General features: G+C 74.1%; 14 protein-coding genes. 10 read left to right on the forward strand and 4 right to left on the reverse strand.

Going from position 1 to position 12,491, the window contains the following annotated elements; translation table 11 throughout:
- The first annotated feature begins 33 nt into the window (after positions 1-33).
- Positions 34-711, forward strand: a complete 678-nt coding sequence (locus CV755_RS25325; protein WP_109282581.1) for a response regulator transcription factor — start codon at positions 34-36, stop codon at positions 709-711.
- Here CV755_RS25325 and CV755_RS25330 read toward each other — a convergent pair.
- On the reverse strand, positions 659-1,222 hold the full coding sequence (locus CV755_RS25330; protein ID WP_109282582.1) for an HXXEE domain-containing protein: 564 nt from the start codon (positions 1,220-1,222) through the stop codon (positions 659-661). The genes CV755_RS25325 and CV755_RS25330 overlap by 53 nt on opposite strands.
- A 52-nt stretch (positions 1,223-1,274) precedes the next feature.
- Positions 1,275-2,129 carry a LysR family transcriptional regulator gene (locus CV755_RS25335; RefSeq protein ID WP_109282583.1) on the reverse strand — a complete coding sequence of 285 codons (855 nt, stop codon included), beginning with the start codon at positions 2,127-2,129 and terminating at the stop codon, positions 1,275-1,277.
- 103 nt (positions 2,130-2,232) lie between these two features.
- Here CV755_RS25335 and CV755_RS25340 point away from each other — a divergent pair, with 103 nt between their 5' ends.
- Positions 2,233-2,841 carry a short chain dehydrogenase gene (locus tag CV755_RS25340; protein ID WP_109282584.1) on the forward strand — a complete coding sequence of 203 codons (609 nt, stop codon included), beginning with the start codon at positions 2,233-2,235 and terminating at the stop codon, positions 2,839-2,841.
- Between the two features lie 411 nt (positions 2,842-3,252).
- Here CV755_RS25340 and CV755_RS25345 read toward each other — a convergent pair whose 3' ends face one another.
- Positions 3,253-4,362 carry a DUF5937 family protein gene (locus tag CV755_RS25345; RefSeq protein ID WP_109283506.1) on the reverse strand — a complete coding sequence of 370 codons (1,110 nt, stop codon included), beginning with the start codon at positions 4,360-4,362 and terminating at the stop codon, positions 3,253-3,255.
- 105 nt (positions 4,363-4,467) lie between these two features.
- Here CV755_RS25345 and CV755_RS35435 point away from each other — a divergent pair, with 105 nt between their 5' ends.
- Positions 4,468-4,845: a hypothetical protein gene (locus CV755_RS35435; RefSeq protein WP_109282585.1), complete on the forward strand. Its 378-nt coding sequence runs from the start codon at positions 4,468-4,470 to the stop codon at positions 4,843-4,845.
- Here CV755_RS35435 and CV755_RS25355 read toward each other — a convergent pair.
- Positions 4,768-5,913 carry a threonine aldolase family protein gene (locus CV755_RS25355; protein ID WP_109282586.1) on the reverse strand — a complete coding sequence of 382 codons (1,146 nt, stop codon included), beginning with the start codon at positions 5,911-5,913 and terminating at the stop codon, positions 4,768-4,770. The genes CV755_RS35435 and CV755_RS25355 overlap by 78 nt on opposite strands.
- Positions 5,914-6,073: 160 nt before the next feature.
- Here CV755_RS25355 and CV755_RS25360 point away from each other — a divergent pair, with 160 nt between their 5' ends.
- The 7 genes from CV755_RS25360 (at position 6,074) to CV755_RS25390 (ending at position 12,483) form a co-directional block, all read left to right on the forward strand.
- Positions 6,074-6,994, forward strand: a complete 921-nt coding sequence (locus CV755_RS25360; RefSeq protein ID WP_109282587.1) for a Rossmann-like and DUF2520 domain-containing protein — start codon at positions 6,074-6,076, stop codon at positions 6,992-6,994.
- Positions 6,991-7,869, forward strand: coding sequence for a pantoate--beta-alanine ligase (gene panC / locus CV755_RS25365; protein ID WP_109282588.1), 879 nt, complete (start codon positions 6,991-6,993; stop codon positions 7,867-7,869). The genes CV755_RS25360 and panC overlap by 4 nt, the downstream gene beginning before the upstream one ends.
- Positions 7,866-9,545 (forward strand): L-aspartate oxidase, encoded by a 1,680-nt coding sequence (locus tag CV755_RS25370; RefSeq protein ID WP_109282589.1) that lies wholly within the window; start codon positions 7,866-7,868, stop codon positions 9,543-9,545. The genes panC and CV755_RS25370 overlap by 4 nt, the downstream gene beginning before the upstream one ends.
- A complete protein-coding gene (nadC, locus tag CV755_RS25375) occupies positions 9,542-10,543 on the forward strand; it encodes a carboxylating nicotinate-nucleotide diphosphorylase (RefSeq protein ID WP_109282590.1) in 1,002 nt (333 codons plus the stop codon). Before CV755_RS25370 ends, nadC begins: the two co-directional genes overlap by 4 nt.
- Positions 10,543-11,340: a type III pantothenate kinase gene (locus CV755_RS25380; RefSeq protein ID WP_109282591.1), complete on the forward strand. Its 798-nt coding sequence runs from the start codon at positions 10,543-10,545 to the stop codon at positions 11,338-11,340. The genes nadC and CV755_RS25380 overlap by 1 nt, the downstream gene beginning before the upstream one ends.
- Before the next feature lie 174 nt (positions 11,341-11,514).
- Positions 11,515-12,249, forward strand: a complete 735-nt coding sequence (locus CV755_RS25385) for a hypothetical protein (RefSeq protein WP_193553474.1) — start codon at positions 11,515-11,517, stop codon at positions 12,247-12,249.
- Positions 12,250-12,303: 54 nt separating this feature from the next.
- The gene (locus tag CV755_RS25390) at positions 12,304-12,483 is read left to right on the forward strand and encodes a hypothetical protein (protein WP_109282593.1); all 180 of its coding nucleotides are present in this window, start codon (positions 12,304-12,306) and stop codon (positions 12,481-12,483) included.
- Positions 12,484-12,491: the final 8 nt, after the last annotated feature.

Here is a 12,491-nt window from a genome sequence, read left to right on the forward strand (position 1 = left end):
ATCATCAGCGCACAACCGAGAGGGAATCCCCGCATGCCGATCCGCGTGATGCTCGTTGACGACCAGGTGCTGCTGCGCACCGGCTTCCGCATGGTGCTGGCCGCCCAGCCGGACATGGAGGTCGTCGCCGAGGCGGGCGACGGCGAGGAGGCGCTCCAGGTGCTGGACGGCACCGGGGTGGACGTGGTGCTGATGGATGTCCGGATGCCCAGGCTGGACGGGGTGGAGGCGACCCGCCGGATCTGCGCCCAGGAGGACCCGCCCAAGGTGCTGATCCTGACCACCTTCGACCTGGACGAGTACGCCTTCTCCGCGCTCAAGGCCGGGGCCAGCGGTTTTATGCTCAAGGACGTCCCGCCGGCCGAACTGCTGGGTGCCATCCGGGCGGTGCACAGCGGGGACGCGGTGGTCGCGCCCAGCACCACCCGGCGGCTGCTGGACCGTTTCACCCCCATGCTGCCCGGCTCCGGCCGGGAGCGGACCAGCCCCCGGCTGGGCCGGCTCACCGACCGGGAGCGCGAGGTGATGATGCTGGTGGCACAGGGCCTGTCCAATGGCGAGATCGCGGCCCGGCTGGTGCTGTCCGAGGCCACCGTGAAGACCCATGTGGGCCGCATCCTCACCAAGCTGGGGCTGCGGGACCGGGTGCAGGTGGTGGTCATGGCCTATGAGAGCGGCCTGGTACGGGCCGGCGGCCAGTCCGCGCCATGAGCCGGCGGGCCAGGGTGTGGCTGACCACGGTGGCGGCGCCGGCCAGGGCCAGGCCGCGGACGGCGTCCCGGGGCCGGGCCGGTGGCAGCGCTCCGGCCCGTCGCAGCCGGGTACGGGCCCACAGGGTGAAGGGGACGACCACGGTGGGCGAGGTGAGCACCCCCGGCGTATACCCGCGGGTGGCGGCCGCCTGGGCCAGGTGCACCAGGCCGTGCAGCCCGAAGCCGTCCAGGGTGGTGCGGTAGAAGGCCGAGCGCCCGCCGGTGCGGTGGCCGTCGGCCGCGGCAGCGGCCACAATGGCGCCCATCACACCTACGGCCACGGCGAATTCACGCCCGTCCACCGTGGCCATCGAGCGCCATATCCGCTCCGGCACCCGGGGGAGGCGTGCCCGCAGCACCGGCAGCCGTTCGCGGGTGAAGCGGTCCATGGTGGCCAGTTCCTCGATGTCGTTCAAGGCCCAGGCGGCCAGGAGACCGAGGGTGACGGCGGGGCCCACTCGTTCGCTCATGGCAGCAGTGTGGCGAGCGGGGCGGCCGGTCAGGGGGTGATCGTGGCCAAGCTCACCCCGCCGTCAACTGCCGTGCCAGCGCCAGGAGATCGCCGGTTCGGGGGTGGGTGGGGTGCGCCGGGCGGGCCAGATAGACGGTGGTGGCCGGGGCGTCGGCGACCGGGACATAGCGCACCCCCGGATGCGGATGGCTCTCACAGGTACCGGCAGCGGCCACCCCGAAGACATCACCGGTGGCGATGACGGTCAGCCACTCATCGACATCGCGCACCTCCACGGTGTGCGCGGGGCGTGCGGCGGGCGGCCACAGATCCAGATGGACGGTGCTCAGACCCGGGCACAAGGCCAGGGTGCCGGAGGCGAGTTGGTCCAGGGTGACCGAGGGGCGGCAGGCCAGCGGGTGGTTGTCCGGGAGCGCGGCGAACCGCTCCTCCCAGTAGAGCTCCTCCACCCACAGCCCGGCGTCGGCCACCGGCCGGCGCAGCACGGCCACATCCACCTCGCCGGTGGCCAGGCCCGCCGCGCCGGTGTCATGGCGGCGCAGCTCCAGCGGGGTCTGCGGGTGCTCCCGGCGCCAGGAGCGCAGCAGCGGCACGGTGAACCTGCCCAGTACGGAACAGCTGTAGCCCAGGCGCAGCGGGCGGTCCACGGCGGCCGCGTCGGCGACGGCGGCCTGGACCCGGGCCAGGATCACCCGGCCGTGCTCGCTCAGCGTCCGGCCCGCCGGGGTGAGGGCCGGGCGGCGGCCGGAGCGGTCCAACAGCCTTACGCCGACCCGCTGTTCCAGCTGGGCCAGGGTGCGGGAGAGGGCGGGCTGGGTGAGCCGCAGGGTCTCCGCCGCGGCCGTGATGGTGCCTTCCTCGGCTATGGCCACCAGGGCCCTGAGGTGGCGCAGTTCCACATCCATGCGTGCGGAGCATAGTTCCGGCGTGGCGGACATTACCCGGGGGGCCGCCCGGAGCCTTAGGGTCGGCGCGCAAGTGCTCGTCGGATCTTGGGAGTTGGGTCAGATGAAGGTTCTGGTCATCGGTGCGTCCGGCACGGTGGGCAGTGCGGTGCGCGCGCTGCTGCTGGAGCGGGGGCACGAGGTGGTCACGGTGGGGCGGTCCGGAACGGCGGACGTGATCGCCGACATGACGGATCCGGGGTCGGTTTCCCGGATGTATGAGCAGGTGACGGGGCTGGACGCGGTGGTCTGCGCGGCGGGCGGCGCGGTGTTCCGGCCGCTGCCGCAGCTGACCGCGGAGGACTTCGAGGCCACCTTCCGCGGCAAGGCGCTCAGTCAGCTGGAACTGGTCCGCCAGGGCGCCCGGCATGTGGCGCCGCAGGGTTCCTTCACCCTGATCTCCGGTGTGCTCACGGAGGAGCCGATCGTGGCCGGGGCGGCGGTCTCGGCGGCCAATGGCGCGGTGGAGGCTTTCGCGCGGGCCGCGGCGATAGAGCTGGCGCCGCAGCGGGTGAATGTGGTCAGCCCGACCCTGGTCGCCGAATCCGCCGACGCCTACGGCGCTTTCTTCCCCGGCATCGAGCCGGTCCCGGCCCGCCGGGTGGCCCTGGCCTACCTACGCTCACTGGAGGGCCACGCCACGGGCCAGATCTACCGGGTGACCACCCCATAAGGCTCGCCGCGTACGCCCCTTCAGGGACGCGGGGAACTGCGCGCCCAGCCACGCACGGCCCGCACCCGAACCAGCAACGGTCATCGGCAGACGCCGTTCCATCGCCGGGTGCGCTCCGTCGGGGGCGCGGGGAACTGCGCGCCCAGCCACGCACGGCCCGCACCCGACCCGGCAACGGCCATCGGCAGACGCCGTTTCGTGACCGGGTGCGGCCCGGTGGGCGTTGTGCCCACCCTCCCCCACGCCTGAACGGCGCGGGGGCACCCCCATCGTCCTGCGGAACGACTGCCCACAACGCGGCGCCCCCGTAGGGGCGCGGGGAACTGCGCGCCCAGCCACCCACGGCCCGCAGCCGAACCGGCAACCGCATCGCACAGGGAACCGCGCGGCCGGCCAAACGCAACCGCACCCCTACCGCAGCACCCCCTCCAGAAAGTCGCTGCCCAGCCGGGCCGCCACCGTCAAATCCAGCTGGTACAGCACATACCGCCCACGCCGCCGCGTAGTGAGCAACCCCGCCTTCTTCAGCACCGCCAGATGGCGGGACACCTCCGGCGCACTGACGCCGTGCTGAACGGCCAGCTCCCCGGTGGTGAAAGCGGTCCGCGCCAGGAACCGGCAGAGCCGGATGCGCAGTGGGTGCGCCAGCGCCTCCAGGCGCAGCTGGAGCAGGTCCAGCGAAGCGGGCGAGGGCAGTTCGGGCGCGTCGGCCGGATAGTGGATGACCGGCCGCCACCCCGGAGCGTGCAGCACCATCAAGTGCGGCCAGCCGAAGCAGGACGGCACCAGGGTGACCCCCGGCCCCACCGCCGGGTCAACCGCCGTCGTCCGGCCACTGATCAGCTTGTCCACGGTGATCCGGCCGGCGTCCTCGTCCAGATGGACCGCCGGCCCCACCGCGGCCAGCGCCTCCCGCAGCCCCTTGCGCCGCAGCACCTCCGTCTTGTGCCGGACATCCGCCGCCAGTTGGACGCTCACCCGCTGCCAGACATCCGCGAAGAACGCCTCCTCGCAGTCCTCCAACAGACGGCGCAGCCAGGCCCGTACCCCCGGCGGGTCGGCCACCAGCCGTTTGGCGAAGTCCAGTTGCCGGGGGCCGCGGGCGGCCGCCCGGTCCAGCGCCTCCGCACGGGCCCGTGCGTCCCGCAGCGGGGACCGGCCCTTGTGGTAGTGACTGGAACAGTTGATCTCCAGCGCGGCGTTGACGAACCGTTCGTCGTCCAGCCGGTCCACCAGGTCCAGTTCCTCGCGGAGCGTGGCCCCGGGCACCCCGCCCGCCTCGGGCAGCCCGGCGAAGGGCATCAGCAGGTCCGAGATCAGCGGGCCCCAGAGGAAGTCCGCCTCGCACAGCCGGTCCGCCAGGTCCGGCTTGAGCGCGGCGGCGGTCGAGGTCGTCCAGCCGTGCAGCCCGGGATGGTGGGCGGGCGCGGCCAGCACATGCAGGGCACTGGACAGCTCGGCCAGCGGCGAAAGCCGGAACAGGAACCGCTCCGGCGGCAGCCCCGCGATGTCGATCGTCACGCTCATGGGCCCATTCTCCGGCCGGAATCCATCCCTCCGGCCGTCGATTGACCATCCCCGTCAATCGACGGGCCAAGCCGGGCCGGCGGCCCGCACGGTGAGGGCATGAACGCGACACAGCAGCACCTGCTCGACCTCTACCGCGCCGCCCAGCACGGAACTCCCGCGCCGCCCGCACCGGGCACCGGTGAGCGGCAGGCGGTGCGCGAGTTCCGTACCTGGCGGCGGTTCCTGGCCGTGGTGGACGAGCGGACGGCCCACCGCCGGGAGCGCCGCCGGGCCCTGCTCCGCCTGTTCCGGCCGCTCACCCAACCGCACTTGGAGCACCCGGGGCACCAGGCGCACCCGGGCCACCAGGTGCACCCGGAAGCAGCCCCCACCCCCGCCCGACCGGCCGCCCCGGGATCACCCGCCCCCGCGCACCAGCTCCAGCAGCACCCCCACCGCCTCGCCGACGGCCGCGGCCGTCCAGTCCAGTGCTGACGCGCCCACCGTCACCTCGGTGAAGGACAGGCCGGGCACCGGGCCGGGCCGCCAGGAGTGGAACAGCCAAGTGCCCTCCCGCTCCGCCAGCAGCACCCCGGCCTCCTCCAGCACCGCCGCCGGGTAGGGCAGCCACACCTGGAACTGATGGGTGTGCGGCTCCTCCGGATGCACCCGGTACCAGCTCACCCCCGCCGCCCCGAACGCCTCCCGCAGCGCCCCCGCCACAACCTTGGCGTGCGCCACATAAGACGGCAGCCGGGGCAGTTCCCGGTCCAGCCCGGACAGGGCGCTCAGCGCCGCCGGCCACTGCTGGAACAGCCTGCCGCCATACCGGTGCCGCCAGGCCGCCGCCTCCTCCACCAGCTCGGCCGGGCCCGCCAGCAGCGCCCCCGAGAGACCGCCCAGCGACTTGTAGAACGAGACATAGACCGAGTCCGCCAGCGCGGCGATCTCCGCCAGGCCCACCCCGAAGTGCGAGGTGCACTCCCACAGCCGGGCCCCGTCGAAGTGCACCACCGCATCCCGCTCCCGGGCCGCCGCCACCACCTCGGTCAGCTCCGCCCAGGAAGGCAGGACAAACCCGGCGTCCCGCAGCGGCAGCTCCAGCGCCAGGGTGCCGAAGGGCTCCTCGAAGGCCCGTATCTCGGCCGCCGTCGGCAGCCGGGGCCGGCTCGTCGGATGCACCGCGCGCAGGCCGCTGAGCTGTGCGTACGCACCCCGCTCATGGACCTCCAGATGGGACAGCGGATGCAGCGCCACGGTGGGCGAGCCGGTGCGCCCGGCCCAGCAGCGCAGCGCCACCTGCTGCGCCATGGTGCCGGTGGGGAAGAAGGCCGCGGCCTCCATGCCCAGCAGCTCCGCCCCCCGCCGCTCCAGCTCGGCGACCAGGCCGTCGCCGTATACATCCACGCCCTGGTCCAGCTGCCCGGCGCCGGCCTCGGCGGCCAGCCGGGCCAGTCGCTCCCCGGCCGTCTCGGCCAGCGGGCTGCCGCTGAGCACTCGCTCGCTGCCGCGCAGCGCGGCCAGCTTCCGGGCCCGGTCCACCTTGGGTGAGTCATCGGTCATAGGGGGATCATGACGTCCGGGACGGACCGCCGCCAGAAGTTATCCACAGGGCTGGGGATGCGTAATACCGGCCGGGATACCGGCGGGTACCTCCTCGCGTAGCATGACAACGGAATCGTCCGGTACCCCCGCGGACTGGAACGGAAGGCAGCGCGCCGAAGTGAACGCACAATCCACCCCCGAGCCGCTGAGCGCGCAGGACCGCCCCGCGCGCCTCACCGTCGGCGTCGTCGGCGCAGGCCGTGTAGGCCCCGCCCTCGCCGCCTCGCTGAAGCTGGCCGGGCACCGCCCGGTGGCCGTCTCCGGCGTCTCCGACGCCTCCCGCCGCCGGGCCGCCGAGCTGCTGCCCGGAGTGCCGCTGGTCAGTCCGGCCGAGGTGCTGGCCGCCGCCGAGCTGGTGCTGCTCACCGTCCCCGACGACGCCCTGCCCGCCCTGGTGGCCGGGCTGGCCGAGACCGGCGCCATCCGCCCCGGCCAGCTGCTGGTGCACACCTCCGGCCGCTTCGGCGCGGCCGTACTGGATCCGGCCCGCCGGGCCGGCGGCCTGCCGCTCGCCCTGCACCCGGCGATGACCTTCACCGGCACCTCGGTGGATGTACAGCGGCTGGCCGGCTGCTCCTTCGGTGTCACCGCCCCCGAGGAGCTGCGGCTGGCCGCCGAGGCGCTGGTCATCGAGATGGGCGGCGAGCCGGAGTGGATCGAGGAGGCCGCCCGGCCGCTCTACCACGCGGCACTGGCCATCGGCGCCAACCATCTGACCACCCTGGTCGCCCAGGCCATGGAGCTGCTGGGCACCGCCGGGGTGAGCGCCCCGGCCCGGATGCTCGGCCCGCTGCTGGGCGCCGCCCTGGACAACGCGTTGCGCAGCGGCGACGCGGCCCTCACCGGCCCGGTGGCCCGCGGTGACGCGGGCACCGTGGCCGCGCACATCGCCGAGCTGCGGGCACATGCGCCGCAGGCCGTCGCCGGATACCTGGCGATGGCCCGTACCACCGCGGACCGGGCACTCGCGCACGGCCTGCTCAAGCCGGAACTGGCTGAGGACCTGCTCGGCGTCCTCGCGGACGGAGGAAACCAGTGACCACCCAACTCGCCCGGGACGCAGCCGAATTGCGCTCCCTGCCGCGCGGCCGAGGCCGCCGCGCGGTGGTGATGACCATGGGCGCCCTGCACGAGGGCCACGCCACCCTGATCCGCGAGGCCCGGCACCTGGCCGGGCCGGACGGCCAGGTGGTGGTGACCGTGTTCGTCAACCCGCTGCAGTTCGGCCCCGGCGAGGACCTGGAGCGCTACCCGCGCACCCTGGACGAGGACCTGACGGTGGCCGAGAAGGCGGGCGCCGATGTGGTCTTCGCCCCCTCGGTGGACGAGGTCTACCCCGGCGGCGAGCCCGAGGTGCGGATCACCGCCGGACCGATGGGGGAGCGGCTGGAGGGCGCCCACCGCCCCGGCCACTTCGACGGGATGCTCACCGTGGTGGCCAAGCTGCTCCATCTGACCGCCCCCGATGTCGCGCTCTACGGGCAGAAGGACGCCCAGCAGCTGGCCCTGATCCGGCGGATGGTGCGCGATCTGAACTTCCCGGTGGAGATCGTCGGCGTACCGACCGTCCGGGAGGACGACAATCTGGCGCTCTCCAGCCGCAACCGCTATCTCTCGGCCGCCGACCGGGCCTCCGCGCTGGCGCTCTCCCGCGCCCTGCTGACCGCCGCGGCCGTGGCGGACCAGGGCCCGGCGGCGGTGCGCCGCGCGGCCCGGGAGGTGCTGGAGCGGGCGGCCGCCCTGGAGCCGTCGGTGGTCCTGGACTATCTGGCCCTGGTGGACCCGGCCGACTTCACCGAGGTCGGCGACGGCCACACCGGCGAGGCGATCCTGGCGGTGGCCGCCAGGGTGGGCACCACCCGGCTGATCGACAACCTCCCCCTGGACTTCGGAGACCTGGGAGCGCGCCGATGACCGGCATACGGCTGCGGGCCCCCCGTCCCGGCTGGACGGCCGAGGCCGATGTGGTGGTCATCGGCTCCGGAGTGGCCGGGCTCACCGTGGCGCTGCGCTGCGCGGCGGCCGGCGCCGCCGTCACCGTGGTCACCAAGGCCCGCCTGGACGACGGCTCCACCCGCTGGGCCCAGGGCGGCATAGCGGCCGCCCTCGGCGAGGGCGACACCCCCGCCCAGCACCTGGACGACACCCTGGTGGCCGGCGCGGGCCTCTGTGACGAACAGGCGGTACGCACCCTGGTCACCGAGGGCCCGGACGCGGTGCGCCGGCTGATCGGCACCGGCGCCCGCTTCGACACCGACGCCGCGGGCGAGATCCTGCTCACCCGCGAGGGCGGCCACCACCGCAGCCGCATCGCCCACGCCGGCGGCGACGCCACCGGCGCCGAGATCTCCCGCGCCCTGGTGGCGGCGGTACGGGCGGCCGGCATCCGCACCATCGAGCACGCCCTGGTGCTGGACCTGCTCAAGGACGCCCAGGGCCGGGCGGCCGGGGTCTCGCTGCATGTGATGGGCGAGGGGCAGCACGACGGAGTGGGCGCGGTACGGGCCCGGGCGGTGGTGCTGGCCACCGGCGGCATGGGCCAGGTGTTCTCCGCCACCACCAACCCGGCCGTCTCCACCGGCGACGGCGTGGCGCTGGCCCTGCGCGCCGGGGCGGAGATCTCCGACCTGGAGTTCGTCCAGTTCCACCCGACGGTGCTCTGGCTGGGGCCGGGCGCCGAGGGCCAGCTGCCGCTGGTCTCCGAGGCGGTACGCGGCGAGGGCGCCCACCTGGTGGACGCCGATGGCCGCCGCTTCATGGTGGGACAGCACGAGCTGGCCGAGCTGGCCCCCCGCGACATCGTGGCCAAGGGCATCATGCGCCGGATGCGGGAGACCGGCGCCGGTCATATGTACCTGGACGCCCGCCACTTCGGCGCCCGGATGTGGGCCGAGCGCTTCCCCACCATCCTGGCCGCCTGCCGGGCCCATGGCATCGACCCGGTGACCGAGCCCATCCCGGTGGCCCCGGCCGCCCACTACGCCTCCGGCGGGGTACGCACCGACCTGTCCGGCCGCAGCACCGTCCCGGGCCTGTACGCCTGTGGCGAGGTGGCCTGCACCGGGGTGCACGGCGCCAACCGGCTGGCCTCCAACTCGCTGCTGGAGGGCCTGGTCTTCGCCGAGCGCATCGCCGCGGACATCACCGCCGCCGGGCACGCCCCGGGCGAGCCGGTGGCCCCGGGCGAGGAGCCGGCCGAGCCGCTGCCCGCCCCCGAGGCCCGCCACACGATCCAGCGGATCATGACCGCCGGTGCCGGAGTCCTCCGTTCCGAGGAAAGCCTGGCCACCGCCGCCGAGCGGCTCCAGGCCCTCGCCCAGGCCCCGGAGAAGCCGGCCGAGCCGGGCACCGAGAGCTGGGAGACGGCCAATCTGCTGCTGGTCGCCCGGGTCCTGGTGGCCGCCGCTCGGCTGCGCGAGGAGACCCGGGGCAGCCACTGGCGCGAGGACCACCCCGAGCGCGACGAGGCGGCCTGGAGCCGTCACCTCCTGGTCACCCTGCGCCCGGACCGTACGCTGGCCATCGCCACCACCGACACCCCCGCCTTCCCCCCGGTCACCCCCTCTTCCCACGCAAGGAGCACCGCGTGAGCACCCCCGAGAACGTCCAGTACCCGCTCACCACCGTGGAGGATTCCGGCTGCGGTGCCGGCTGTGCCTGTGCGGACGAGTCCGGAGAGCAGGAGTGCGGGCTGGACGGCGCGCTGGCCGCGCTGCTGGCCGAGGCCGGCCTGGACCCCCTGCTGGTGGAGGACCTGGCCCATGTGGCCATCGAGGAGGACCTGGACGGCGGGGTGGACGTCACCACCGTCGCCACCATCCCCGAGGACGCCGTCTGCACCGGTGACTTCACCGCCCGCGAGGCGGGCACGGTGGCCGGGCTCCGGGTGGCCGAGGCGATCATCTCGGTGGTCTGCACCGACGACTTCGAGGTCGAGCGGCATGTCGAGGACGGCGACCGGGTCGAGCCCGGCCAGAAGCTGCTGACCGTCCGCACCCGCACCCGTGACCTGCTCACCGCCGAGCGCAGCGCCCTCAACCTGCTCTGCCGCCTCTCCGGCATCGCCACCGCCACCCGCGCCTGGGCGGACACCCTGGAAGGCACCGGCGCCGCGGTCCGGGACACCCGCAAGACCACGCCGGGACTGCGCGCCCTGGAGAAGTACGCGGTGCGCTGCGGCGGCGGTGTCAACCACCGGATGTCGCTCTCCGACGCGGCCCTGATCAAGGACAACCATGTGGTGGCCGCCGGCGGCGTCGCCGAGGCCTTCCGGGCGGTGCGCGAGCGCTTCCCGGAGCTGCCCATCGAGGTGGAGGTGGACCGGCTGGAGCAGATCCCGCCGGTGCTGGCGGAGGGCGCCGACCTGATCCTGCTGGACAACTTCACCCCCGAGCAGACCCGCGAGGCGGTGGAGCTGGTGGCCGGCCGGGCCATGCTGGAGTCCTCCGGCCGGCTCACCCTGGACAACGCCCGCGCCTACGCCGAGACCGGAGTGCACTACCTGGCGGTGGGCGCGCTCACCCACTCCTCGCCGATCCTGGACATCGGCCTGGACCTGCGGGACGAACCCGGTGAGGACGCCGTCTGATGCTGCTCACCATCGATGTCGGCAACACCCAGACCGTGCTCGGCCTGTTCGACGGCGAGGACATCGTCGAGCACTGGCGGATCTCCACCGACGCCCGCCGCACCGCGGACGAACTGGCCGTGCTCTTCCAGGGGCTGATGGGCCGTCACCCGCTGCTCGGTGACGAACTGGGCGAGGGCATCGAGGGCATCGCCATCTGCTCCACCGTCCCCTCGGTGCTGCACGAGCTGCGCGAGATGACCCGCCGCTACTACGGGGACGTACCGGCCGTGCTGGTGGAGCCGGGCGTCAAGACCGGGGTCCCGATCCTGATGGACAACCCCAAGGAGGTCGGCGCGGACCGGATCGTCAACGCGGTGGCCGCCGTGGAGCTCTATGGCGGGCCCTGTGTGGTGGTGGACTTCGGCACCGCCACCACCTTTGACGCGGTCAGCGCGCGCGGCGAGTACACCGGTGGGGTGATCGCGCCCGGCATCGAGATCTCGGTGGAGGCGCTGGGCGTCAAGGGCGCCCAGCTCCGCAAGATCGAACTGGCCCGGCCGCGCAGTGTGATCGGCAAGAACACGGTCGAGGCCATGCAGTCCGGCATCATCCATGGCTTCGCCGGCCAGGTGGACGGGGTGGTCAACCGGATGGCCCGGGAACTGGCCGACGACCCGGACGATGTCACGGTGATCGCCACCGGCGGACTGGCCCCGCTGGTCCTCGGCGAGGCCACCGTGATCGACGAACACGAGCCCTGGCTGACCCTGATCGGGCTGCGGCTGGTCTACGAGCGCAACGCCGGACGCGCCTGAGCCGCCCGGGGGCCGGACGGACCGATTTCGGCCGTCCGGCCTTTGCTGGTCTTCGCCGCCATTACCGCTAACCACTTACCGCTTACCGCCTTTCGGCCGGAATTCCGGGACGCGAGCCACGCCAAGAACTCCGCGATAAGCCAGTTTTGTCCGTTTAGCACTTAAAGTCGGCCCATGCCCACGCCCTATGGATCCCGCGGCGGCATGGCCTTCAGCGCGAACGAACTGCGCGTCCTGCGCCGTGCCCTCGCCATCGCCCTTCAGTCAGACACCCCCACCCGCCGCCCCGCCCCCGAGCGCGACGCGGACCTGCGTGACTGCCTCCGCCTGGTGGCCGCCGTGGACGAGGCCGCCCGCGAGGGCGGCAGGCTGCGCGCCTTCCTCCGCGCCGACCTCGCCCGCTACCGGGCTGCTCTGCCCGGCACCGCCCCCGGCTATCTGGAGCGGCTCCAGGACGCCCTGACGGCCGGCCACCGGCCGGACGCCGAGGACCTGACGGCCCTGCGCGGCCTGTGCGCCACCCCGGCCGGCGCCGCCGAGGTCGTCCGCCGCCGCATCCTGCTGCGGCGCTGCGAGAGCCTGGCCGCCTCCGCCGTGGACTGGGGCCGCGCCGCCCGCCCGGCGGCCGTACCGCAGGCCCGCCCCGCCGGCGCCGAGGCCTCGGAGCAGCCCGTACGGCAGGCCGGCCCCGCCCGTGCCGAGTCCCCGGAGCAGCCCGCGCCGGAGCCCCGGCCGGGCCCCAAGCCCGGCGCCCGCAAGCCCGGTACCCAGCAGCCGGAGAAGCCCCAGCCGCGGCCCGCCGCCCCCAGGCCGGCCCGGCCGGACCGCCCCATCCCCACCCCGGGCGAGGTCTTCCCGCCCCGCCGCAAGCCCGCCCCGCCCCCCGGGGCGCGGCTGACACCGGCGTAATCTGGACGGGTCGCTCAGCCCCACCCCATACCGACCCAGAAGGAGCCGACGGCCATGGACTATGTCAGCGCGCTGGTCCCGCCCGTGGTGATGGCGGTCGCGTTCACCGCACTGGTGGTGACCATCGTCAAGAGCCAGGGCGGCGCCAACAAGGCCAAGGAGGACGCCATCGTGGACGCCGCGCTGGCCCGCGCCGAAGCCGCCGGCCGGGAATCCCAAGGCTCCGGCGCCTGAACAACGGC

This window comes from Streptomyces orinoci (assembly GCF_003121295.1).
Lineage (GTDB): Bacteria > Actinomycetota > Actinomycetes > Streptomycetales > Streptomycetaceae > Streptomyces > Streptomyces orinoci.